This is a genomic window from Pseudoxanthomonas sp. 3HH-4 (assembly GCF_006716465.1).
Lineage (GTDB): Bacteria > Pseudomonadota > Gammaproteobacteria > Xanthomonadales > Xanthomonadaceae > Pseudoxanthomonas_A.
Window position 1 is genome coordinate 1256343 of the sequence record NZ_VFPB01000001.1, and the last position, 23039, is coordinate 1279381.

A 23039-nucleotide genomic window follows, 5' to 3' on the forward strand; every position below is an offset into this window, starting at 1 on the left:
GAACGGCACGCGCGACTCGTCACGTGTCTGCAGGCCGTGCAGTCGCGACTTGCGTCGCTCCTACAGGGAGCAAATCGGGGCGTAGAATCGCCCCATGAAACTCTGGTCGCTGCTGGGCAATTCCCAGAAACTCGATGGGGGCGCGATGTTTGGCAACGCGCCGCGCGCCATGTGGGAGAAGTGGTCGCCGCCCGATGCGGAGAACCGCATCGAGCTGGCCTGCCGCGCGTTGCTGGTGCAGCCGCTCAGCGGCAGGACGGTGCTGTTCGAAACCGGCATCGGCGCATTCTTCGATCCCAAGATGCGTGCCCGCTTCGGTGTACAGGAAGAGCGCCACGTGTTGCTCGATTCGCTGCACGCGGCCGGCTTCTCGCACCAGGAGATCGACGTCGTGGTCCTCAGCCACCTGCATTTCGATCATGCCGGGGGCTTGCTGGCATCTTGGCAGGAGGGCAAGGCGCCGGAACTGTTGTTCCCCAATGCGACCTACGTCGTCGGCGCCGATCATTGGCAGCGCGCGCTGAAACCGCATCCGCGTGATCGCGCCAGTTTCATCCCGGAACTGCAGCCGTTGCTGGAAGCCAGTGGGCGGCTCGAACTCGTTTCCGGTGAACACTCGCAGGCACTGGGCCAGTCCGTGCGCTTCAGCTTCAGCGATGGCCATACGCCGGGTCTGATGCTGGCCGAAATCGTTGGGCCCGAACGCGTCGACGGCCAGCCGCATGGCGGCGTGGTGTTCTGCGCCGACCTGATCCCGGGCCGTTCGTGGGTTCATGTGCCCATCACCATGGGCTACGACCGCAACGCCGAACTGCTGATCGACGAGAAGCGCGCGTTCCTGGAAGACAAGCTGGCGCGCAACGTCCACCTGTTCTTCACCCACGATCCCGGCTGCGCGCTGGCGCAGGTCACGCGCGACGAGAAGGGCAAGTTTGGCGTCGCCCACGAGGCCGCTGAGCTGCACGCGCGTACGCTGGCGGCGTGAAGCGGCAGGAAAGTGGGAGCGACGTCAGTCGCGACGCGGTGGCTTGCCGTCGCGACTGACGTCGCTCCCACACCAGCAGAGGGCTTCAACCGATCCGCGTACCGAAGATGCGGTCACCTGCGTCGCCCAAGCCCGGCAGGATGTAGCCCTTGTCGTTGAGGCGTTCGTCGATGGCCGCAGTGTAGACCTCGACATCGGGATGCACGGCTTCCAGCGCCTTCAGGCCCTCCGGTGCGGCGACCAGGAAGATGCCCTTGATCCGCTTCGCGCCGGCGCGCTTGAGCATGTCGATGGTAGCGATGAGGGTGCCGCCGGTGGCCAGCATGGGGTCCAGGATCAGCGCATCGCGTTCCTCCAGGCGTCCGGTAAGCTTTTCGAAGTACGGAACCGGCTGCAGCGTCTCCTCGTCGCGCTGCAGGCCGACCACGCTGACGCGCGCGGCGGGGATCAGCGCCAGTACGCCGGGCAGCATGCCCAGGCCGGCGCGCAGGATCGGCACCAGGGTGATCTTGGCGCCGGCGATCTTCTTCACCTGCACCGGGCCTGCCCAGCCCGCCATGGTCTCGGTGGTCAATTCCAGATCGGCCGTCGCCTCGTAGGCCAGCAGCGTACCCAGTTCGGTCACCAGCTCGCGGAAATCCTTGGTGTTGAGACCGGTGTTACGCAGCAGGCCGATCTTGTGCTGGACGAGGGGGTGGCGGACTTCGACGGTCTTCATGGCGGGGCAGGGCAGCAGGAGATGCGGGAAGTCTGCATCAAACCCGGTGCTCCCACAAAGCAGAAAGCCGGCATGCGCCGGCTTTCTGCTTTGAGCGTGGCGGTGCCGCCGGTCAGAACGCCCAGCGCATGACCAACTGGTAGCTGGGGCCGGCCTCTTCGGTCTCCAGTTCGTACTCGTCGTAGTCGCGGTCGATCTGGTCCTGCAGGGTGTCGAACTTGTCGAAGAACTCGTCCTTGCTGGCATCCAGCAGGTTGTTGGCGCTCAGGCGCACCGACACGTTCGTGCCGAAGCGCTTCTCGACGAAGACGTCCAGTTCGCCGCCGTAGCGGATGATGGCTTCCTCGCCCAGCACGCGCGCGTAGGCATCGCCCTGCTTGCGGTAAGTTGCGCCGAAGCTTGCGCCCCAGGTCGGGATGTCGTGGATGAAACCGATGTTGTAGACCGACTTGGCCTGGTCGTTGAAGCGGCGTTCGCCCAGGAAGTCATCGACCTTGGACTTCACCCATGAGTAGTTGGCGAAGATGCCGGTGTTCTCCAGGCCGATGGCGGAGAGCGGCGTGGACACGTCGAACTCGAAGCCGTAGACCTTGCCGTCGCCGACATTGGACGAGGTGTAGAGCCAGCTCGACGCCGGTTCCTGCGCCATTGCGTCGGCCAGGTCGACAGCGTCGCCGTCCTCGATCATCTCTTCCCAGGTGTCCTGCATCTCTTCGCTGGGCTCGCCGGTGTTGACGACTTCGATGAGGTCCTTGACGTCGCGATAGAAGAAATTCAGGCCGACGACGCCCTTGCGGCCAAGGCGGTGTTCGAAACCGAGGTCCAGGCCGTTCGCGGTCTCCGGATCCAGCTCAGGGTTGCCGATGTAGTCGTTGTCGCCGAACTCGCCGTCCAGCAGGGCCGGCAGCAGCTCGTTGAAGTTCGGACGCTTGATGGTCCTGGCCAGCGACAGGCTGACGCGGTCCGCCTCGCCCAGATTCCAGCGCAGGTTCACCGACGGCAGCAGCTCGTTGTAATCCTTGCTGACGCGACCTTCGCTCTCTTCGTCCTCGAGGTACTCCACTTCTGACTTGGTAGTCTCGTAACGCAGGCCGGCCTCCCACGAGAAAGCGTCGCCCTTGCCGCTGAGCATGATGTACGGATCCAGCCGCTTTTCTTCGATCACCGAGGCCACGCTGCCATCCAGCTCGTAATCGGCCAGGGACGCCGGTGTCTCGTCTTCCTCTTCGGCTTCCCACTCGTAGCTCACGAGCAGGCCTTCCCGCTTCTTGGTGCGATAGTCCACGCCGAACTCCAGTTCGGCGTTGCCTACCGGCCGGGCATGCGTCAGTCGGAAGCCGGTTTCGGCATCCTTGGCGGTCACGGATTCGGCTTCGTAGACGGTTTCGTCCCACTCCGCGTCCGCCGGGATGCTCCAGGTATCGTCCCAGTTCTCCGCGCCGCTCACGTAGACGTGTTCGCCTTCGGTGGTCGCCTGCGAATTCTCGAAACGGGCGTAGTCGACGCTCACGGCGGTGGTGCCGCCGGCCATGTCGAACCTGTACTCGGCACCGATGCCGTAGTTCTTCTGGTCGTACGGGTCACGGCCGGGTACACGCAGGTTGATGGTCTCGTCGTCGTCCAGTTCTTCTTCGAACGACACTTCGGTGACGTCGCGATCGGTCTTGACGTAGAAGCCGTCGATGCTGAAACGGCCGGTGTCGCCCACGTCCGCAGTGTAGGACAGGTTGGCCGAATAGTCGCGGCCGTCCTTCACTTCGGTCTGGTCTTCCCAGCTGACTTTCTCTTCCTGGGTGTTGTCGGTGAAGCGGTCGGAGCGCTTGGTCTTGGCGCGGTACCGATCCTGCACGTTGATGCCGGCCAACAGGCGGCCCCCGAGCGCCTCGAACGACGTCACGGCGCCGAAAGTCGGGTTGACCTCGCCATCATCCCAGCGATTCACGCCGACGCGGATGTAGCTGCCGGTGAATTCGTACGCGTCGCGCAGCACGATGTTGATCGCGCCGGCCATCGCATCGCCGCTGCGGTTGGCGCTGGCGCTGCGCTTGATCTCGATGTGGTCCACCATCTCCGCGGGGATGCGGTCGACATAGAACGAACGGTCGTCGCCGGCACCCGGCACCTTCTTGCCGTTGATCAGCACCTGCGTGTAGCCGCCGCCCAGGCCGCGCAGCTGCACGCCGTCGTATTCCATGATGTCCGAGCCGACGAAGCCCACGCCCGGCACGCGCTTGAGCATGTCGCCCACGGTGTTGGGCTCGAAGCGCTGGAAGTACTCCAGGTCGTAGACCAGGGTCGGCGCGATGTCGTCGGTGCGGTCGCGGTAAGCGATCTCGCCTTGCACCACCACGGTGTCAAGTTGTTTGGGATCACCCGCGGCACCGGCGTCCGGCGCCTGGTTCTGGGCGGTGGCGGCGAAGCTGGCCGGCAGCAGTGCAGCGCAGAACAGCACCTGCGAGAGCGAGGCGGCCAAGGCATTGCGTTTCATCGTGTGTCGTCCCCGTGACGAAAGTAAACGGCACTTTGTAAGCACGTCACATGGCGGCAACATGACAGGCAGGTTCCCGCCGCATGACAGGTATCCGCGTGTCGTACGCTGACACGAAAGCGTCACGAAGCCTGCGTAGAACATGACCGTTTGTTGACGCCGTCATGTCATGGGGAAACCAGTGAAACCACGCCTTGCCTTGCTTGCAGTCCCGCTCCTGATCGCCGCATGCGGTGGGAAACCCGCCCCGCCGGCCGCACCTGTGGCGGAAACCGGTGCGCAGGTACGCGAGAAGGAGCCCGACGAGAACGTCGAGAAGGATCCCCTGCTGAGTGAAGCGAAGATCGCGCACGTCGTGGTGCCGGAAGCTTTCATCACACCGGCGACGCCCGCGGAGAATGTCGATTCGCCCGCAAGCTGGCGCGCGGCCGACGGCACGCGCTGGCTGATCGCCACCGCCAAGGACACGCACCGCCTGGTTGTCTACGACGGCGGCACCGGCAAGCAACTGCGCACGGTCTCGGGTCCGGGCAGCGAGCTGGGCCAGATGCAGCGGCCGAACGGGATCACGGTGATCGACGACCTGGTGCTGGTGGTCGAGCGAGACAACCGGCGCGTGCAGGTGTTCCAGTTGCCCGACTTCAAGCCGCTGATCGTGTTCGGCGCGGACGATCTGAAGCAGCCGTACGGCTTGTGGGTGCGCCCGCAGAAGGACGCGTACGAGATCATCGTCAGCGACAATTACATGTCGCCGCAGAACGAAGACGTCCCACCGCCGCTGGCCGAGCTGGGCCAGCGCTTCAAGCGCTACCACCTGCAGCGCGCCGAGGGCGGCTGGAAGGCGAATCTGGCCGGCACGTTCGGCGATACCGGCGAGGCGGGCGCGATCCGCATTGCGGAGTCCGTGTTCGGCGACGCGGCGAACGACCGCCTGCTGCTGGCCGAAGAGGACGTGGCCGTGGGCACGCGTCTGCGCGAATACGCCCTGGATGGCACCTATCGCGGCCGCGACATCGGCGCGGACCTGTTCAATGCGCAGGCCGAGGGCATGGCGCTGGCGCAGTGCGCGGGCGGTACCGGTTACTGGATCGCGACCGACCAGTTCAAGGACCGCAGCGTGTTCCATGTCTTCGATCGCATCACGCTGACGTACAAGGGTGCATTCGCCGGCAACAGGACCGCGAATACCGACGGCGTGTGGCTGGACCAGAGCGCGGACGCGCGCTTCCCGCAGGGTGCTTTCTATGCGGTGGATGACGACCAGGCCGTGGCCGCGTTCGACTGGCGCGATATCGCCAAGGCGCTGTCGTTGCCGGAGTGTCGAGCCGAATGAAGCGTGCAGCGGATGCGGGAATGAAGTGGGTGCTGGCCCTGCTGTTGCTGGGGACTTGTGCGACGACGCTCGCGCAGGAAGCGACGACGCGCCAGCCCGAACCGAACACGCGGGTGCCGAAAGGCGTCGCGCGCTACGCACCGAGCGGCTTTCCGGACCGGATCGTGGCCTCGCCGGCGCAGGACGCCGCCAACGGTTTTTCGGTCGCGTGGCGCACGGATGCGAGGGTCCACGCGCCTTCGCTCGAGATCGTCGTCGCGGGTGACTCGCCCGACATGGGCGAGCCGCGTCGCGTCAAGGCGATCAGCACCCCGCTGAAGACCGAGAACGGCGAAGCCCACCACCACCGAGCGGATATCGACGGCCTGCAACCGGACACGCTGTACGCCTGGCGCGTGCAGGGCGACCGCACCTGGAGCGCTTGGCACCACACCCGAACGGCGGCCGCGGCAAGTGCGCCGCTGGCGCTGCTGTACTTCGGCGACACCCAGAACAAGAACGTCAGCCTGACCACGCGCGTCGTGCGCGAAGCGATGCGGGCCGCGCCGGATGCGCGTCTGGCGTTGTTCGCCGGCGACCTGGTCAGCGGTGGCGATGGCGAAGACGACAACGAGTGGGGCGAGTGGTTCGAAGCGAATGAAGTGCTGCCGACCTCGCTGGTGGTCGCGCCGGCACCTGGCAACCACGAATATTTCGAGGAGTTCGAGGACACGCCGCAGGAACGCCGCGTGCTCGGCGCACACTGGCCGGTGACGTTCGCGCTGCCCGGCAACGGCGTGGCGCAGGCGAAGCGCACGACGTACTGGTTCGACTATCAGGACGTGCGCGTGGTGGTGATCGACGGTACGTCCGCGCTCGACCTGGGTACGGCAAAGGCGCAGGCGACATGGCTGGATGGCGTCCTTGCCAACAATCCGAAGCGTTGGAGCATCGTGCTGACCCATCAGCCGTTCTTTTCTCCGCGCGAGGGACGCGACAACGTGCTGTTGCGGCGGCAGCTGTTGCCGGTGATCCGCAAACGCAAGGTCGACCTGGTGCTGCAGGGGCACGACCATGTCTACGGTCGCCTGAAGAACGAAGCGCCGACGCCGGTGTTCGTCGTGTCCGTCACCGGTGCCAAGCAGTACCGGCTCTCCGACGAGGCGCGCAAGACGATGCGTCCGGTCGCGGAAGATACCCAGCTGTTCCAGGTGCTGCGCTTCGACGGTCCGCGCCTGCGCTACGAAGCACGCACGGCGACCGGTCGTCTCTACGATGCATTCGACCTCGTCGATGGCGGTGTGGCAGGCAAGCAACTCGTCGAGGATGCGGAGGGCCGCATCGAAGAGCGCACCTGCACCCGCGCCGAAACCCTGAAAGGACGCGCCGACCGGTGCTGGGAATAGTCCGGTTCCTGTAGGAAGGGCTGACCAGCCGTTCGGTTGTTGAAAGCCAGCCCCGACTGCCGAGTTTTCCCCAACCTATTCTGTCGGGGCTGAAGCCCCTCCTACATGAGGTCTTCCATGCGCTTCGTCTGCCTGATGGTCCTGCTTGTCTTCTGCGCGGGGAACGCCCTCGCCCGCGAAGCACACATCCGCCACCCTTTCCTCGCCCAGCAGCCCAAGGCCGTGCCGGAGGAAGTGTTGCTGGCCGTGGAGATTCCCGCGGGCAGCTTCACCAAGTACGAGATCAACGACGAAGGGCTGGTCTTCGTCGATCGGTTCCAGTCGATGCCCGTGGCGTATCCCGCCAACTACGGTTCGATGCCGCGCACGCTGGCCGGCGACGGCGATCCACTGGACGCGCTGGTGCTGACGCGCGAGCCGCTGCATCCCGGCGTGCTGGTGAAGTTCCGGCCGATCGGCGTGCTGCGCATGCTCGATGACGGCAAGCACGACGAGAAGATCATCGGCGTGCCGACCGACAAGGTCGATCCGACCTACGCGGGCATCCGCGACCTGGCCGACCTGCCGCAGATCGAACGGGATCGCATGGAGGCGTTCTTCCGGGTCTACAAAGACCTGCCGAAGGGTCGCAATCCGGTGCAGCTCAACGGCTACGGCGATGCGAAGGAAGCGAAGGCGCTGATCCGCGAATCGCTGGAGCGCTTCACCGCACAACCGTAGGGTGGGCCTTGGCCCACCGGCCGGATCCAGACGGCGGGCCAAGGCCCGCCCTGCAAAAAAGGCGAGCCGAAGCTCGCCTTTTTCGTGAAGCGTCCGCGGAGATCAGGCCGCCGCGGCCTGGCTGATGCGCGGGCCTTCGCGCAGTGCCTTGCCCACCATGCCGACCAGCAGGTCGAGTTCCTCGCCGTCGATGGCGAAATGCGGGGTGAAGCGCAGCGAGTTGGCGCCGCCGTGGATGACGTTCAGTCCTTGCTGGCGCAGCCACTCCTCGGTGGAGCCGCCGCCGTAGCACTTGAAGGCCGGCGACAGTTCGCACGAGAACAACAAGCCGGTGCCCTGCACGTTGGTGATCAGGCCACCGAGCTCCGCCTGCAGTTTCTGCAGTTTCTGCACCGCTTCGACGCCGCGCTTGCGGATGTTCTCGCGCACCTGCGGGGTCAGCTGGGCCAGGGTGGCGCAGGCCACGTCCAGCGCACGCGGGTTGGTGGTCATGGTGTTGCCGTACACGCCCTTGCGGTACAGGCCGGCGGCGCGCTCGTTCACGGCGAGCACCGACAGCGGGTACTGCGCGGCGTTCAGCGCCTTGGAGTAGGTTTCCATGTCCGGCGCATCCAGGCCTTCGAAGCCGGGGTAATCGACGATCGACAGCACGCCGTGCGCGCGCAGGCCAGCCTGTATCGAATCCACCAGGAACAGGCTGCCGTGGCTACGGGTCAGTTCGCGGGCGGCGGCGTAGAACGCCGGCGGCACCGAGCGGCCCGGGTCGCCTTCGCCCATCACCGGTTCCAGGAACACGGCTTCGACGAACCAGCCCTTGGTTTCCGCATCGGCGAAGGCCTGCTTCAGTGCATCCACGTCGTACGGCGGGATGGCGATGACCGAATCTTCGCCGCGGTAGCTGGCCAGGTGCTGCTGGTAAGACTTGCGCGAGGAATCCGAATACAGCGCCGGGCGTTCGGTGCGGCCGTGGAAGCTGCCCTTCACCACGATGCGCTTGATGGTGCGGCCGGCGTGGCGGCCGTCCGGGTCGGTCATCAGCTTGCTGTTGATGTCGGCGATGCGCGCGGCCAGGCCGACGGACTCGGAGCCGGAATTCAGGCACAGGAACTTCGCGAACGGACAACCGCCGCGGGTGTGGCCGATTTCCTTGCGCAGGGCGCGGTCGAAGCGCAGCTGCGACAGGCTGGGCGTCATGATGTTCGCCATCGCCTGCGGCCGCGCCATCGCGTCCAGCACGGCGGCGGGGGTGTGGCCGAAGCCGAGCATGCCGTAGCCGCCAGCGTCGTACAGCACCGCGCCGTTGAGCGTGACCACCCACGGGCCCCGTGCGGCCAGTGCGATGTAGGGGTTGATCGCGTCATCGGCGTAGAAGTTGACGTAGCCGGCCTGCACGGCGCGCAGCTGCTCGGCTTCGTCCAGGTCGAACAGTTCGGCGAACTCGTCCTTCAGGCGCGCATGTTCTGCAATGGCGGCCTCGATGACGGCCGCCAGGTCCGGATGACCCTTCGCCAGTCGTTCGATGGTGGCATCGTCCAGTCCGCGGGTCAGGCGCTGGCCCGCGTGGGCGCGCAGGGGGGCGAGGGCGTCGATCAGGGCCATGGGACAGCTCCGGCAGGAAGGGCAAACCCCTATTATCTGGATAAACTCGTCATTTGACAGTTGTGAACTGCGCGAAATTCGTGGATATTTCGTCGATTCGACGAATCGTGACCCGCGTAATGAAGCTCACCGACGCTGACCAGCAGTTGCTCTCAATGCTCCGTGAGAACGCGCGGGCGTCCACGGCCCAGATCGCGCGGCGGTTGAACCTGTCCCGGACCACGGTGCAGAGCCGGATCGAGCGGCTGGAACGCGAAGGCGTGATCAGCGGTTACACGGTGCGGGTGCACGACGAGTATGACCGCAGCCACCTGCGTGCGCACATCATGATCGCCGTGCATCCCAAGCAGATGACCTCGGTGGTCGCTGCCTTGCGTGCGATGCCGGAGCTGCGGGTACTGCATTCGGTCAGCGGCAGCCACGACCTGATCGCCATCGGCGCGGTGCCGACGGTTGGCGACATGGATGTGCTGACCGATCGTATCGGTGCGCTGGACGGCGTGGAGCGCACCACCTCGTCGATCGTGCTGTCGACCAAGTTCGAACGCTGACGACGGGGCGTCCCGGCGGGCTCCCGTACAATGCACGCCCCCGCAAGGCCCCGACCGTGAAGAAGTCCGATTTCCATTTCGACCTGCCCGAGGCTCTGATCGCCCAGGCGCCGCTGCCCGAGCGTTCCGCGAGCCGGCTGCTCGTGGTGCCGCCAGGCGATGTGCCGTTCGCGGACCGCCATGTACGCGACCTGCCGGAATGGGTGCAGCCCGGTGATCTGCTGGTGTTCAACGACACCCGCGTGATTCCCGCGCGCCTGTTCGGCCAGAAGGAAAGTGGCGGGCGCGTCGAGATCCTGATCGAGCGCCTGTTGCCGGAGAACGCCGCGCGGGCGCAGATCGGTGCCAGCAAGTCGCCCAGGCCCGGCAGCCGCATCCAGCTGGACGCCGGCGGCGAGGCTGAAGTGATAGGGCGTGACGGCGAGTTCTACCAGTTGCGCTTCCACGTGCCGGATTCGCTGGAAAGCTGGCTGCTGTCAGCCGGGCGCCTGCCGCTGCCGCCCTACATCCAGCGCGATCCCGGCAGGGACGACGACGAGCGCTACCAGACGGTCTTCGCTCGCGAGCTGGGCGCGGTCGCCGCGCCCACCGCCGGTCTGCATTTCGATGATGTACTGCTGTCGGCATTGCGCGAACGCGGCGTGGAATTCGGCCACGTGACGCTGCACGTGGGCGCCGGCACCTTCCAGCCGATGCGCGTGGACAACATCCACGAGCACCACATGCACAGCGAGTGGCTTAACGTCGGGCCGGCGCTGGTCGAGCAGGTGCGGGCGACGCACGCCCGCGGCGGCCGCGTCATCGCGGTCGGCACCACCGTCGTGCGCGCGCTGGAGTCGGCGACACGCCGTACAGAAGCCGGCGACGTCGAACTGCAGCCGTTCGCGGGCGAGACGCAGATCTTCATCTTCCCCGGCTACCGCATCCGCAGCGTCGATGCGATGGTCACCAACTTCCACCTGCCGGAAAGCACGCTGCTGATGCTGGTCAGCGCGTTCGCCGGCAAGGACCGGATCATGGCTGCCTACGCCCATGCCGTGCGCGAACAGTACCGGTTCTTTTCGTATGGGGACGCAATGCTGTTGTTCCCGGAGCACGGGCAATGACGTTGCGACTTCCCTTCTACTGTCATCCCGGCGCAGGCCGGGACCCAGCGACTTCCGCTCTTCCCGTGCCAGAGGCACTGGGTCCGGGCCTGCGCCGGGATGACGGGGAAAAGCATGGCTCCGATGAGATGGAGCGGTCCGCATGAGCCGCATGTCCTTCGACCTGCTCACCACCGATGGCGCCGCCCGCCGCGGCCGCGTGACTTTCCCGCGAGGCACGATCGAGACGCCGGCCTTCATGCCGGTGGGCACCTACGGTTCGGTGAAGGGCATACTGCCCGAGCACGTCGAAGATCTGGGCGCCGAGATCATCCTCGGCAACACCTTCCATCTGTACCTGCGGCCGGGCCTCGACGTGATCGGCGCGCATGGCGGCCTGCACGGGTTCGCGCGCTGGGATAAGCCGATTCTCACCGACTCCGGCGGTTTCCAGGTGTTCTCGCTGGCGCACCGGCGCAAGATCACCGAGCAGGGCGTGACGTTCGCCTCGCCGGTGGATGGCAGCAAGGTGTTCCTGGGCCCCGAGGAGAGCATGAACATCCAGCGCGTGCTGGGTTCGGACATCGTGATGATCTTCGACGAGTGCCCGCCGGTGAACGTGGGCGGCAAGCCGGTGGATCCGCGCGTAATCGAGCGCTCGATGGAGCTGTCGCTGCGCTGGGCGGAGCGTTCGAAGCGCGCACACGAGGGCAATGACGCGGCACTGTTCGGCATCGTGCAGGGCGGCGTGCACCACGACCTCCGCTCGCGCTCGGCGGACGGACTGAAGGCGATCGGCTTCGGCGGTTACGCGATCGGTGGTCTGGCGGTCGGCGAGACCGAGCAGGAACGCAACACGACGCTTGAACACACATGCCCGCAGTTGCCGGCGGACCAGCCGCGCTACCTGATGGGCGTCGGCCGTCCCGAAGACCTGGTGGAGGCGGTGGCGCGCGGCGTGGACATGTTCGACTGCGTCATGCCGACCCGCAACGCACGCAATGGCCACTACTTCACCTCGTTCGGCACGGTCCGCATCCGCAACGCCAAGTACGAGCACGATCTGCAGCCGATTGAGCCGGGGTGCGGTTGCTACGCCTGCCGCAATGGCTTCACCCGCAGTTACCTGCGCCACCTGGACCGCTGCAACGAGATGCTGGCCCCGATGCTGGGAACCCTGCACAACCTCTGGTACTACCAGCAGGTGATGGCGCAGATGCGCGCAGCCATTGCGGAAGGCCGGTTTTCGGATTTCCGGGCCGCCTTCTATGCGGCCCGAGGTGTGGACACGCCGGGCGGCTGACCTCCTTCATGCCGCAGAGTCGAGCTTGCTCGGCTCCGCACGGCTGACGTCCGGCTGCGGGCTGAAAGGCAGCGGAGCAAGGTCCGCTCTAGGTTTTTCCTGCGCTTGGGTGCCGATTTGCCCGCTGCGGGAACCAAAACCGCTCCGGGGCGGTCTTTTCCGGTCCGGGCCAGCGGGGTGGCCCGGGCGGGGTCTCCCGCCGCATGGCATAATCCCCGGCTGCTTTTCATACCCAATGGACAAGTCCATGAATCTGTTTGATTTCTTCGTCGCCCCCGTGATCGCGCAGGCCGCGCCGGCCCCGCAGGGCATGGGTGGCTTCGGTCTGCTGATGCCGATCGCCCTGATCGCCGTCATGTACTTCCTGATGATCCGCCCGCAGATGAAGCGCGCGAAGGAACATCGCTCGATGCTGGACAAGCTGTCCAAGGGCGACGAGGTCATCACCTCCGGCGGCATCGCCGGTACCGTCACCGATATCGGCGACAACTTCGTCACCCTGGAAGTGGCCGACAACGTGCGCGTGCGCGTGCAGAAGGCCGCGGTGGGCAACGTGCTGCCCAAGGGCACGCTGAAGTCCGCCTGATCCGCTTCTTCCGTTCCGCCGCGCCTGCGGCGGGACGGATTCCCGCTGTTTCCGAACCATTGCTGAGCGCGTGCCCGGGAAGGGCCTGCGCGGGTCGCCACGATGCTTGAATTCCCTCGCTGGAAATACGTCCTGATCCTGATCGTCGTGTTGGCGAGCGCACTGTATGCGCTGCCCAACCTGTATCCGCAGGATCCCTCCGTGCAGATCACCGCCAATCGCGGTTTCGCCATCGACGCCGCGCTGCGCAGCCGCGTGGATGCCGCGTTGAAGGATGCGGGCGTGCAGGCCAAGGAGGTCGATACCGAGGCCGCCAGCATGCTCGTGCGCCTGCCCAGCCTGGAGGCACAGACCACGGCCAACGACGCGTTGCGCGAGGCGCTGGGCCAGGATTACCTGGTCGCGCTGAGCCTGGCTTCCACCGTGCCGGACTGGCTGGGCAATGTCGGTGCGCGTCCGATGGTGCAGGGCCTGGACCTGCAAGGCGGCGTGCACTTCGTGTTGCAGGTCGACCAGAAGGCGGCGCTGGACAAGCGCGTCGACGGCTATCTGGAAGACACCCGCGTCACCCTGCGCGACAAGCGCGTCCGCTACACGGCGGTCGAGCGTCGCCCCGACAACAGCATCGTCGTGACGCTGGCAGATGGCGAAGACGTTGCCGCCGCGCAGCAGGCGCTGGCGCAGACCCTGAGCTCACGCGGCAACACGGGCGGCACGCTGGCCACGGGTTCGGGCCTGACCTACCAGGCGGCGGGCAACCAGATCACCATCGGCCTGCCGCAGGCGGAGCTGGAGCAGATCGCCAGCGAAGCGATCGAGCAGAACCTGACCACGCTGCGCAACCGCATCAACGAGATCGGGGTGTCCGAACCCATCATCCAGCGCCAGGGCAACGACCGCGTGGTCGTGCAGCTGCCCGGCGTGCAGGATACGGCCGAGGCCAAGCGCCTGATCGGCGCGACCGCGACGCTGGAATTCCGCGCCGTGGTGGAAGGCAATGCCGCCGACGCTGTGGCCAGCGGCCGCATCCCGCCGGAGGCCAAGGTCTACCAGCTGCGCGACAACGCCGGTCCGGTGCTGTTGAACAAGCGCGTGCTGGCGTCCGGCGACGAAATGGTCAACGCCCGCGTGGGCGTTGACAACAACGGCCTGCCGGCCGTAGACGTGACCCTCAACAATATCGCCGGCCAGCGCATGTTCGACTACACCAGCGCCAACGTGGGCAAGCTGATGTCGGTGGTGTACATCGAACGCGTGCCGACCGTGACCATGGTCGACGGCAAGGAAGTGCGCAGCGTGCGCGTGCGCGAGGAAGCGCTGGCGCCGACCCGCATCGCCGGCGTGTTCGGCAAGAATTTCCAGACCACCGGTCTGGAGAAGACCGAGGCCGACAACCTGGCCAAGCTGCTGCGCGCCGGCTCGCTGGCCGCGCCGATGGACTTCATCGAGGAGCGCGTGGTCGGCCCCAGCCTGGGCGCCGAGAACGTCGCGCGCGGCACCAAGGCCGTGGTGTTCTCCTTCGTGTTCGCGCTGGCGTTCTTCCTGGTGTACTACCGCATGTTCGGCCTGATCACCTGCATCGCGCTGCTGCTCAACCTGGTGATGGTGGTGGCGGTGATGTCGCTGTTCGGCGCCACCATGACGCTGCCCGGCTTCGCCGGCCTGGCGCTGACCATCGGCATGTCGGTGGACGCCAACGTACTGATCAACGAACGCATACGCGAGGAGTTGCGGGCGGGGGTACCACCCCAGGCCGCCATCGCGACCGGTTACGACAAGGCGTCCGGCACGATCTTCGACTCCAACATGACCGCGCTGCTGGCAGGCGTGGCGCTGTACGCCTTCGGCACCGGCCCGCTGAAGGGCTTCGCGGTGACGATGGTCATCGGCATCCTGACGTCTGTGTTCACCGCGGTCACCGTGTCGCGCGGCATCGCCACCCTGATCTACGGCGGTCGCCGCAAGATCAAGTCCATCGCCATCTGACGGGAGACAGAAGATGAGCCTTTTCCCGTTGCGGCTGATTCCGCACACCACCAACTTCAACTTCATGCGCGTGCGCTGGGTGTCCATCGGCATCGCCGCGCTGCTGGCGATCGCCGCGATCGGCGCCATCGCGTTCAAGAGCTTCAACTTCGCACTGGATTTCACCGGCGGCACGGTGGTCGAACTGCGCTTCCAGACCCCGCCGAAGGTGGACAGCGTGCGTGAGCGCCTGGAAGCCGGCGGTTACGGCAGTGCCCAGGTACAGACCTTCGGTACCGGCAGCGACCTGCTGGTGCGCCTGCAGCCGCGCGAGGACGCCGGTACGGCGGCCGGTGCCGAGGCCAGCGACCGCACCGCCCAGGATGTGCTGCGCCTGGCGTCCAGTGAAGGCAACACGGCGACGGTGATGCGCAGCGAGTTCGTCGGCCCGCAGGTCGGCAAGGAACTCGCGCTCAACGGCCTGTACACGCTGCTGTTCGTGGTGGTGGGTTTCCTGATCTACATCGCCGTGCGCTTCGAGTGGAAGTTCGCGGTCTCGGCGATCGTCACCACCCTGGCGGACGTGCTGATCGTGGCTGGCTTCTTCGCCTTCAGCGGTATCGAGTTCGACCTGACCATCCTGGCGGGCCTGCTGTCGGTGATGGGCTTCTCGATCAACGACAAGATCGTGGTGTTCGACCGCGTTCGAGAGAACTTCCGCAACCTGCGCGCCGAGCCGATGGAGATCCTGAATCGCTCGATCAACCAGACGCTGTCGCGCACGATCATCACCTCGTTCGTGGCGTTCCTGACCGTGTTCGCGCTGTATCTGTATGGCGGCGGTTCGCTGGAAGGCATGGCGCTGTCGCAGATGATCGGCATCGTGCTGGGTACGATCTCCTCGATCTTCGTGGCCTGCCCGCTGCTGACCATCGGCTTCCTGACCGTCACCAAGCAGGACCTGATGCCGAAGGCCAAGGACGAGGCGCTGCTGGCGCGTCGTCCCTAAGCAGCGGTTTCCGAAAGAAAAAGGCCGCGCATTGCGCGGCCTTTTTCGTGGCGTTGTCTTGTGTAGGAGCGACGTCAGTCGCGACCGCACGGCTGGACCATCGGATGGATCGGCGAGACACGACCGGCTGGGATCGGCGCGTGCAGCGGGTGTCCCTGGCGCGCTGGATGCGCGGTCGCGACTGACGTCGCTCCTACAAAAGCCCGCCCATCGGGCGTCACGCGTTGAACGCCGCCGCGTAACCCGAGCCGACGATGGTCTTCTGCAGCGCTTCGGCGACCTTGAGGTTGCCGGCCACGATCTGGCGGGGCAGCGCGGTGCGGCCATCGATCTTGCCGAGCGCGGCGCCGCGGAAGTCGCAGACCTTGCCGCCAGCTTCGCGTACCAGCAGCACGCCTGCGGCGATGTCCCAGTCCTTCACGCCAGCTTCGAAGTAGGCGTCCGCCCGCCCGCAGGCCACGTAGGCCAGGTCGAGCGCGGCCGATCCGGTGCGACGGATGTCCTCGGCGTGCACCAGTAGCTCACGCACGCATTCCAGCTGCGCACCGGCGCGGGCGCGTTCGCGCGGCGGGAAGCCGGTGGTGATGACGGTGCCGGCCAGTTCCTTGCGGTCGGCCACGCGGATGCGGCGCTCGTTGAGCTGCGCACCGGCACCGCGGCTGGCGGTGAACAGGTCGTTGCGCAGGGGGTCGAAGATCACCGCGTCGGTCGGTTCGCCGTTGTCCACCAGGGCGATGGACACGCAGTAGTGCGGGAAGCCGCGCAGGTAGTTGCTGGTACCGTCCAGCGGGTCGATGACGAAGGTGTAACGGCCGTTGATCTGGGCGCCGCTCTCCTCGCCCACGAACCCGTAATCCGGATAGGCGCGGCGCAGTTCCTTGATGATCACCTTTTCGGCGTCGGCGTCCACTTCGCTCGCGTAATCCATCCGCTCCTTCTGCACCACGTTGAGTGCATCCAGCTTGTTGATGCTGCGCAACAGCACGTTGCCTGCCAGGCGGGCTGCCTTGGTCATGACGGTGACGACGGGCTTCTGCATGCGAACGAACCTCGGACAGGCGTGGGGTGGGGCGAACAAGTGGAAAAGAGCAGCACGGCGCGTAGACCGGCCCGCGCAGTTTACCATTTGCCCCCATGAACACGCCCGTTTCCTTCATCGATCCCGTTTCCCTGGCCGCCTCCGCCCGCCTGCGCGTGGTGCTGGTGGGCACCCAGCACCCCGGCAACATCGGTGCGGCCGCCCGCGCGCTGAAAACCATGGGTCTGGCGCGGCTGGTGCTGGTGGCGCCCGAGAACTACCCCGCGGAAGAGGCGTACCGGCGCGCGGCCGGGGCCGACGACCTGCTGGCTGATGCCGCCGTGGTCGCCACGCTGGCCGAGGCCGTGGCCGACTGCCAGCTGGTCCTGGGCTGTACCGCCCGCAGCCGTCGCGTGCAGTTGGAAGAACATGCGCCACGACAGGCAGCTGCACTCGCGGTCGGCCGAGCCGCGGCAGGGGGCGAGGTGGCGCTGGTGTTCGGCCGCGAGCGCACCGGGCTGAGCAACGAGGAACTGCAGCTCTGCCATGCCGCCGTGCACATCCCCGCGAACCCCGAATACAGCTCATTGAACCTGGCGGCCGCCGTACAAGTGCTGGCCTACGAGCTGAGGATGGCGTTGCTGGACGGGGCGCCGGCGACAGCGGCTTCCCCGGCACACCCGGACGATGTCCCCGCGAGCCACGCACACATGGAAGGGTTCTTCGCCCAGTTGGCCGACACGCTGGATGCGATCGACTTCCACAAAGGGCGCACGCCCGACTCCGCGATGCGCAAGCTGCGTCGCCTGTTCGCCAAGGCCGACCTTAACGAACAGGAGGTCCGTCTGCTGCGCGGCATCCTCGCCGATGCACAGCGCATGGCGCGGTTGGCGGGCGCTGGCGGATCCGGATCACTGTCTTAAGCTCACGTTTTCCGATAGGCTGCCGCCATCGTTCTGGCGGGCGTCTATCGTTGCGTACAACCTGGTTCAGCCTGGCGCTGGCCGCGATCGGCGCAGCATTGCTACCCGCAAGCATCGCGCCGGCCAGCGCTGCCGGAGACGAGCGCGTCCTGGTCCTGGGGCGCATCAGCGACGATCCGAAGGCTCACTACGAGCAACTCAAGCCGCTGCTCGATTACGTGGTGCCGCGGATGCGCGACGTGGGCATCACTGAAGGCCGCATCCTCATGGCGCGTGATGCCCAGCAGATGACCAGCTACCTGCGCCGCGGCCGGGTGGACTGGGTCACCGAGACGGCGGGCACCGGCATGCGGCTGCAGGAGCGCGCGGGCGCACGCCCGATGCTGCTGACGGAGCGCGGGGGCGTGAGCCGTTACCACGGTGTGTTCTTCGTCCGCCGCGACAGCGGGCTGGAGCGGCTGGCCGATCTCAAGGGCCGCACGGTGGCCTTCCAGAACACCGCATCGACCAGCGCCTATTTCGCGCCCTCCGTGGCCTTGATGGAAGCGGGCCAGCGGATGGAGATCCTGCTCTCCCCCATGGACCGCCCCTCTGCCGATTCGGTGGGCTATGTCTTCGCGAGGTCCGAGCTCAACATCGCGGCGTGGGTGCACAAGCGTCTGGTCGATGCCGGCGTGGTCAGCAACCTCGACTGGGACGATGTGCGCCGCATGCCGCCGGGCTTCAGGCGCGACTTCCGTGTGATCCACGAAACCCAGGATTTCCCGCGCGCACTCGAGATGGTGCGCGACGACCTCGACCCCGCGGTGGAAGCGCGCCTGCGCGAGGTGTTGCTGGAAGCCGCAAACGACCCGGCTGCCCGCGACGCGCTCAACGTCTTTTTCCGTACCACCCGCTTCCTGCCGGTGGATCCGGCATCGCAGCAGGCGCTGGACAACCTGCGCCGTGGCATCGCCCGCGTCAGGGAGCAGGTCGAGTGAGAGCGCTACGCTTCGGCCTTCAGGCGCGCTTCCTGGTGGCGATGGCGATCATGCTGGTCGTGGTCATCGCGCTGCTCGCGACACTGCTGCAGCGCCAGAAGATGATGCAGCAGGAGGTCGCTGATCTCGGGCGCGACGCCATGCATGGCATGGTCGAGGACAGCCTGCGTCGGCACGGCGAGGCCACGGTGGACCAGTTGGGGGATGCGCTGGCCAACCCGCTGTACTACTTCGATCTGGACGCCATCGGCAGCATCGTGCGTTCGGCGCAGAAGGAGCCTGACGTCAGTTACGTGCTGGTGTACGACAACCAGGGCAGGATCATCCATGACGGCACGGCGGACATCGCCGTCTATGGACAGACGATGACCGACCCGTTGGCCTACGAGGCGGTCAACGCGCGCAGCATGCACACGCAGTGGTCGGCGCAGATCGTGGACGTGTCCGAACCCATCATGATCGGCAGCGAACGCATCGGCGGGGTACGCGTCGGGTACTCGGTGGCCTCCGTGCGGGCGTACGAGGAGAAGGCCATCGCGGCCGCGCGGGCGCGCCTCAACGAACTCGGCGCGCGCCACCTCGGCTGGATCGCCTTGCTGCTGGCCGCGCTGGTCGCAGCCTGCGTGGCGACCATGCTGTACGTGCAGCGCACGCTGATCCGTCCGGTCCGGCAACTCGCGCGCGCAGCGCATGACATCGAGGTAGGCAACTACAACGGCGAGCGCATGACCAGCGAACGCCAGGACGAAGTGGGCGAACTTGTACGTGCATTCGGCACCATGAGCGACAGCATCGCGCGGCACGACCGCGATGTGCGCCGCATGGCCTACACCGACTCGTTGACCGGGTTGACCAATCGGCTGGCGTTCCGCGAAAGCCTCGATCACCGACTAATGATGCTGCGTGGCGCGGGGCGGCAGCTGGCCCTGCTGTTCGCCGATATCGATGATTTCAAGCGCGTCAACGACACCCTGGGTCATGAGGCGGGCGATGAAGTGCTGCAGCTGTTCGCGCACCGCATCCGCGATGCCGTGGAGCAGATGGGGGGCGATGATGCCTTGCTCGCCCGCTTCGGCGGTGACGAGTTCGTGATCCTGATCCAGGACGGCGACGTGCGCGGCAGCGCCACGCGCCTGGCGGAGAAGCTCGTCGCCGAGCTGGGCCGTCCCATCGTGGTGCAGGAACGTCAGGTCTTCCTGGGGACCTCCATCGGCATCACCTTGTTCCCGGAAGACGCCTCCGGTGCGACCGCGCTGATGAAGAACGGCGACATCGCGATGTACCAGGCCAAGGTGGCCGGCAAGAACTGTTATCGCTTCTACAGCCGTGCGATGGACCAGGCCGTGGAGCGGCGCGTGCGCATGGAGCAGGAGCTGCGTGGCGCGTGGGAACGTGGCGAACTGAGCCTGATGTACCAGCCGGTGTTCCGTATGGCGGACAGCCGCATCGTGGGTGCCGAGGCGCTGCTGCGTTGGCAGCATCCGGAGCTGGGCATGGTGGCGCCGTCCGTCTTCATCGACGTGGCCGAACAGAGCGGACTGATCGAGAACATCGGCCCCCGCGTGCTGCGTGCTGCCTGCACAGCAGCCGCGCGCTGGGGTACCGATCGTGACGCGCTGGATCCGCTGTTCGTTTCGGTCAACGTGTCGCCGCGCCAGTTGCGTAGCGGTGATCTGCCCGAGGTGGTTGCGGAGTGCTTGCGCGACACCGGTCTGGCGGCGTCGCGCCTGCACCTGGAGCTCACCGAGACCGCCGTCATCAGCGACGAGGCGCACGCCAGCGCGCTGCTGGCCACGCTGCATCGCACCGGCGTGAAGGTCTGGCTGGACGATTTCGGCACCGGTTTCTCAGGCCTGAGCCATTTGCGCCGCGTGCCGGTGGACGGCGTGAAGATCGACCGCAGCTTCATCGCCGACATGTTGCGCGACCCTGACGACCTCGCGCTGACCACGGCCATCATCGCGATGGCGCATTCGCTCGGCATCACCGTGGTGGCGGAGGGCGTGGAGAAGGAAGGCCAGTTCAACCTGCTGCGCGAGCGCGGCTGCGACCTTGCGCAGGGCTACTGGCTGGGGTATCCCGTCACCGCCGCCGAATTCGCGCAGCTCGTGGCTTGAAAGAGGGCGCTGTTGTAGGAGCGACGTGGTTCGCGACCGTGCGCCACGACATGACGCGATGATGCATCGCCCGACCTTCCCTGCGCGCTCTTTTTTCTAGGACAGTTTGATTGCTCCGGTCGCGACTCACGTCGCTCCTACAAAAGCAGGAAGCGTCAGAACCAGCGCGCGAACAGCTGTGTCAGCGATTCGACCAGGTTGCCGGAGAGGAAGCCGAAGACCACGATGGCGATGCCGCCTGCCACCCAGGCCACCAGCAGCAGCGCGCCGTCGCGTTCGAGCAATGCGAAAGCGAACAACAGCAGCAGGATGCCGAACACGTAGTTGGTGAACGGAATGGGCAGCGCAAGCAACAGGCCCAGCAGGATCAGCAGCAGGCCGGTGAAGCTGAGCGCGATGCGGTTGTCCAGGAACGCGGCCATGCGCGGGCGCACCAGCTTCTCCAGACGGCGCAGCCACGGTGCCATGCGCTGACGGAAGCGCATCATCGCGCTGCGATGAGGACCACGGCGGGCCAGGAACTGCGGCAGCCACAACTTGCGCATGCCCAGCAGCAGTTGCGCGCCCACCAGGATCACCATCGGGCCGCCGATGGCGCCGCCCACGCCAGGGACCGGGATGAAGGCGGGGAGTACGCCGAGGAACAGCAGCATGCCGAAGGCGGCGGGACCGAAGTCCTTCAGCAGGTCGCCCAGGCGCAGTACATCGTCTGGATCGCCGGTGGCGAAGCCGTCCAGCAGGGCGACTGTGCTGGTATGGGGTGTCGCATCGGGAGCCATGTCAGACGGCCAGGTCTTCGCCGTCGGTTTCCGGCAGCTTCTGCAGCAGCAGCTTGTCGATGCGTGCGCCATCCAGGTCCACCACCTCGAAACGCCAGCCCGCCCAATCCAGCCGCTCGCCGACATGCGGGATGCGGCCGAAGCGTTCGATCATCATGCCGGCCAGAGTGTTGTACTCATCATCGTCCGGCAGCGCCACGCCGCCGAGCAACTCACGCAGGTCATCGTTCGGCAGCGAGCCGTCCACCAGCAGCGAACCATCGTCGCGCACCACCACCAGCGGCGCATCCTCGGTGTTCTCGCTGGCTTGCAGGCGGCCGACCACGGCACCCATCAGGTCGCTCTGGGTGACCAGGCCCTGGATCTCGCCGTATTCGTCCACGACCAGCGCCAGCGATTGCTGCTCTTCGCGAAAGATCTCCAGCAGCTTCATCGCATGGGTCGATTCGGAGACGAACAGCGGCTCGCGCAGCTTGATGAAAAGATCGGGCTTGTCGATGCCGAAACGGTCCAGCAGCGACTTCACTTCCAGTACGCCGATGACGTCCTGGTCGTTGCTGCGATACACGGGGAAACGCGAGAACGCGGACTCGTGCATCGTCTGCAGGTTCTCCTCGTACGATGCTGACGCATCCAGCCAGGTGATCTTCTTGCGCGGCGTCATCAGGCTGTCGGCGGTGCGGTCGCCGAGGCGCAGTACGCGATTCATCATGTTGCGCTCGTCGACGTCGATCACGCCGGCCTCGTGTCCTTCGGACACCAGCATGCGGATTTCTTCCTCGCTGATGGTGGAGACCTGGTCCTTGCCCAGACCCAGCAGGCGCAGTACCAGGCGGGTGCTGTGGGAGAGCAGCCAGACAAAGGGGAAGGCGGCTTTCGCCAGCCAGCCCATGGGCACCGCGACGACACCGGCAATCGTTTCCGGCGCCGTGATCGCAAGACGCTTGGGTACCAGTTCGCCGAAGATCAACGTGAGGAACGTGATCAAGGCGACGGCAAGCGTCTTGCCGATCAGCTCCGACCAGGGCTGTGGCTCACCCACAAGGGTGAAACTGGCCGCGAGTGACGGAAACATGCCCTGCAGTCGGTCGGCGATGGCCATGCCGATGGCTTCGCCACCGAACAGGCCCGTCAGCACACCGATCAGCGTGATGCCGATCTGCACCGTGGACAGGAAGTTCTCGGGCTTTTCTGACAGGTCCAGCGCGCGCTGGGCACGGTGGCTGGTCTGTGCCATCTGCTTGAGGCGACTCTTGCGCGAGGTCATGACCGACATCTCGGACATGGCGAAGAAGCCGTTCAGCAGGACCAGGGCGAATACGATAAGCAGCTCAAGCACGGCAACCTCCGTTCAGGGCGAGGAGGGCCGGCAGGGCGGGCGGGATCTGTCGCGGGGGACAGTGGGGGGAAGTAGGGTCGTCGTCCATAGGGTGCACCCGGAGGCGCGGGGCGAGTTTAGCAAACGGCCGGGGGGCCGAGACGTGAACCTGAACGA

At 66.2% G+C, this 23039-nt stretch carries 19 protein-coding genes; 13 read left to right on the plus strand and 6 right to left on the minus strand.

What is annotated here, in order from left to right:
• Window positions 1-94 precede the first annotated feature (94 nt).
• Window positions 95-985, plus strand: a complete 891-nt coding sequence (locus FB548_RS05710; protein WP_142123740.1) for an MBL fold metallo-hydrolase — start codon at window positions 95-97, stop codon at window positions 983-985.
• A gap of 85 nt (window positions 986-1070) precedes the next feature.
• Here the strand turns inward: FB548_RS05710 and upp are convergent, their stop codons facing one another.
• A complete protein-coding gene (gene upp / locus FB548_RS05715; RefSeq protein WP_142123741.1) occupies window positions 1071-1703 on the minus strand; it encodes a uracil phosphoribosyltransferase in 633 nt (210 codons plus the stop codon).
• Between the two features lie 112 nt (window positions 1704-1815).
• Window positions 1816-4191 carry a TonB-dependent receptor gene (locus FB548_RS05720; RefSeq protein ID WP_142123742.1) on the minus strand — a complete coding sequence of 792 codons (2376 nt, stop codon included), beginning with the start codon at window positions 4189-4191 and terminating at the stop codon, window positions 1816-1818.
• 199 nt (window positions 4192-4390) lie between these two features.
• On the opposite strand from FB548_RS05720, the gene FB548_RS05725 reads away from it, so the two are divergent.
• The 3 genes from FB548_RS05725 to FB548_RS05735 all read left to right on the plus strand — a co-directional run bounded on the left by FB548_RS05725 (window position 4391) and on the right by FB548_RS05735 (window position 7629).
• Window positions 4391-5524, plus strand: a complete 1134-nt coding sequence (locus FB548_RS05725) for a phytase (protein ID WP_255470316.1) — start codon at window positions 4391-4393, stop codon at window positions 5522-5524.
• On the plus strand, window positions 5521-6909 hold the full coding sequence (locus FB548_RS05730; RefSeq protein WP_345775913.1) for a metallophosphoesterase family protein: 1389 nt from the start codon (window positions 5521-5523) through the stop codon (window positions 6907-6909). The genes FB548_RS05725 and FB548_RS05730 overlap by 4 nt, the downstream gene beginning before the upstream one ends.
• A gap of 135 nt (window positions 6910-7044) precedes the next feature.
• Window positions 7045-7629, plus strand: a complete 585-nt coding sequence (locus tag FB548_RS05735) for an inorganic diphosphatase (RefSeq protein ID WP_255470400.1) — start codon at window positions 7045-7047, stop codon at window positions 7627-7629.
• Window positions 7630-7731: 102 nt separating this feature from the next.
• Here FB548_RS05735 and FB548_RS05740 read toward each other — a convergent pair whose 3' ends face one another.
• Entirely contained in the window at window positions 7732-9228 is a 1497-nt protein-coding gene (locus FB548_RS05740) for an aminotransferase class III-fold pyridoxal phosphate-dependent enzyme (RefSeq protein WP_142123744.1), read from the minus strand.
• A gap of 119 nt (window positions 9229-9347) precedes the next feature.
• On the opposite strand from FB548_RS05740, the gene FB548_RS05745 reads away from it, so the two are divergent.
• From FB548_RS05745 to secF, 6 genes are all read left to right on the plus strand, one after another.
• Window positions 9348-9779, plus strand: coding sequence for an Lrp/AsnC family transcriptional regulator (locus FB548_RS05745; protein ID WP_142123745.1), 432 nt, complete (start codon window positions 9348-9350; stop codon window positions 9777-9779).
• Window positions 9780-9835: 56 nt separating this feature from the next.
• Window positions 9836-10885 (plus strand): tRNA preQ1(34) S-adenosylmethionine ribosyltransferase-isomerase QueA, encoded by a 1050-nt coding sequence (queA, locus tag FB548_RS05750; protein WP_142123746.1) that lies wholly within the window; start codon window positions 9836-9838, stop codon window positions 10883-10885.
• Between the two features lie 142 nt (window positions 10886-11027).
• A complete protein-coding gene (tgt, locus tag FB548_RS05755; RefSeq protein ID WP_142123747.1) occupies window positions 11028-12167 on the plus strand; it encodes a tRNA guanosine(34) transglycosylase Tgt in 1140 nt (379 codons plus the stop codon).
• 247 nt (window positions 12168-12414) lie between these two features.
• Window positions 12415-12753, plus strand: coding sequence for a preprotein translocase subunit YajC (gene yajC, locus FB548_RS05760; protein ID WP_142123748.1), 339 nt, complete (start codon window positions 12415-12417; stop codon window positions 12751-12753).
• A gap of 102 nt (window positions 12754-12855) precedes the next feature.
• Entirely contained in the window at window positions 12856-14739 is a 1884-nt protein-coding gene (gene secD, locus FB548_RS05765) for a protein translocase subunit SecD (protein WP_142123749.1), read from the plus strand.
• A 13-nt stretch (window positions 14740-14752) separates the two neighbouring features.
• Complete coding sequence (secF, locus tag FB548_RS05770) at window positions 14753-15727, plus strand: protein translocase subunit SecF (RefSeq protein WP_142123750.1); 975 nt, start codon at window positions 14753-14755, stop codon at window positions 15725-15727.
• 217 nt (window positions 15728-15944) lie between these two features.
• On the opposite strand, the gene FB548_RS05775 is transcribed toward secF, so the two are convergent.
• Complete coding sequence (locus FB548_RS05775; protein WP_142123751.1) at window positions 15945-16766, minus strand: inositol monophosphatase family protein; 822 nt, start codon at window positions 16764-16766, stop codon at window positions 15945-15947.
• Window positions 16767-16861: 95 nt separating this feature from the next.
• Here FB548_RS05775 and FB548_RS05780 point away from each other — a divergent pair, with 95 nt between their 5' ends.
• The 3 genes from FB548_RS05780 (at window position 16862) to FB548_RS05790 (ending at window position 20765) form a co-directional block, all read left to right on the plus strand.
• Window positions 16862-17668, plus strand: a complete 807-nt coding sequence (locus tag FB548_RS05780) for an RNA methyltransferase (protein WP_142123752.1) — start codon at window positions 16862-16864, stop codon at window positions 17666-17668.
• 86 nt (window positions 17669-17754) lie between these two features.
• Window positions 17755-18648 carry a phosphate/phosphite/phosphonate ABC transporter substrate-binding protein gene (locus FB548_RS05785; protein ID WP_255470401.1) on the plus strand — a complete coding sequence of 298 codons (894 nt, stop codon included), beginning with the start codon at window positions 17755-17757 and terminating at the stop codon, window positions 18646-18648.
• Window positions 18645-20765: a GGDEF domain-containing phosphodiesterase gene (locus FB548_RS05790; RefSeq protein WP_142123753.1), complete on the plus strand. Its 2121-nt coding sequence runs from the start codon at window positions 18645-18647 to the stop codon at window positions 20763-20765. The genes FB548_RS05785 and FB548_RS05790 overlap by 4 nt, the downstream gene beginning before the upstream one ends.
• Before the next feature lie 155 nt (window positions 20766-20920).
• Here the strand turns inward: FB548_RS05790 and FB548_RS05795 are convergent, their stop codons facing one another.
• Window positions 20921-21544 (minus strand): exopolysaccharide biosynthesis protein, encoded by a 624-nt coding sequence (locus FB548_RS05795; protein ID WP_142123754.1) that lies wholly within the window; start codon window positions 21542-21544, stop codon window positions 20921-20923.
• Window position 21545: 1 nt separating this feature from the next.
• Window positions 21546-22883, minus strand: a complete 1338-nt coding sequence (locus tag FB548_RS05800; RefSeq protein WP_142123755.1) for a hemolysin family protein — start codon at window positions 22881-22883, stop codon at window positions 21546-21548.
• Window positions 22884-23039: the final 156 nt, after the last annotated feature.

What these genes read in the sequence shown, in the direction of transcription:
- FB548_RS05710 (WP_142123740.1), top strand. Translation starts at nt 95, where the DNA reads ATGAAACTCTGGTCGCTGCTGGGCAATTCCCAGAAACTCGATGGGGGC.
- upp (WP_142123741.1), bottom strand. Translation starts at nt 1,703, where the DNA reads ATGAAGACCGTCGAAGTCCGCCACCCCCTCGTCCAGCACAAGATCGGC.
- FB548_RS05720 (WP_142123742.1), bottom strand. Translation starts at nt 4,191, where the DNA reads ATGAAACGCAATGCCTTGGCCGCCTCGCTCTCGCAGGTGCTGTTCTGC.
- FB548_RS05730 (WP_345775913.1), top strand. Translation starts at nt 5,521, where the DNA reads ATGAAGCGTGCAGCGGATGCGGGAATGAAGTGGGTGCTGGCCCTGCTG.
- FB548_RS05735 (WP_255470400.1), top strand. Translation starts at nt 7,045, where the DNA reads ATGGTCCTGCTTGTCTTCTGCGCGGGGAACGCCCTCGCCCGCGAAGCA.
- FB548_RS05740 (WP_142123744.1), bottom strand. Translation starts at nt 9,228, where the DNA reads ATGGCCCTGATCGACGCCCTCGCCCCCCTGCGCGCCCACGCGGGCCAG.
- FB548_RS05745 (WP_142123745.1), top strand. Translation starts at nt 9,348, where the DNA reads ATGAAGCTCACCGACGCTGACCAGCAGTTGCTCTCAATGCTCCGTGAG.
- tgt (WP_142123747.1), top strand. Translation starts at nt 11,028, where the DNA reads ATGAGCCGCATGTCCTTCGACCTGCTCACCACCGATGGCGCCGCCCGC.
- yajC (WP_142123748.1), top strand. Translation starts at nt 12,415, where the DNA reads ATGAATCTGTTTGATTTCTTCGTCGCCCCCGTGATCGCGCAGGCCGCG.
- secD (WP_142123749.1), top strand. Translation starts at nt 12,856, where the DNA reads ATGCTTGAATTCCCTCGCTGGAAATACGTCCTGATCCTGATCGTCGTG.
- secF (WP_142123750.1), top strand. Translation starts at nt 14,753, where the DNA reads ATGAGCCTTTTCCCGTTGCGGCTGATTCCGCACACCACCAACTTCAAC.
- FB548_RS05775 (WP_142123751.1), bottom strand. Translation starts at nt 16,766, where the DNA reads ATGCAGAAGCCCGTCGTCACCGTCATGACCAAGGCAGCCCGCCTGGCA.
- FB548_RS05780 (WP_142123752.1), top strand. Translation starts at nt 16,862, where the DNA reads ATGAACACGCCCGTTTCCTTCATCGATCCCGTTTCCCTGGCCGCCTCC.
- FB548_RS05795 (WP_142123754.1), bottom strand. Translation starts at nt 21,544, where the DNA reads ATGGCTCCCGATGCGACACCCCATACCAGCACAGTCGCCCTGCTGGAC.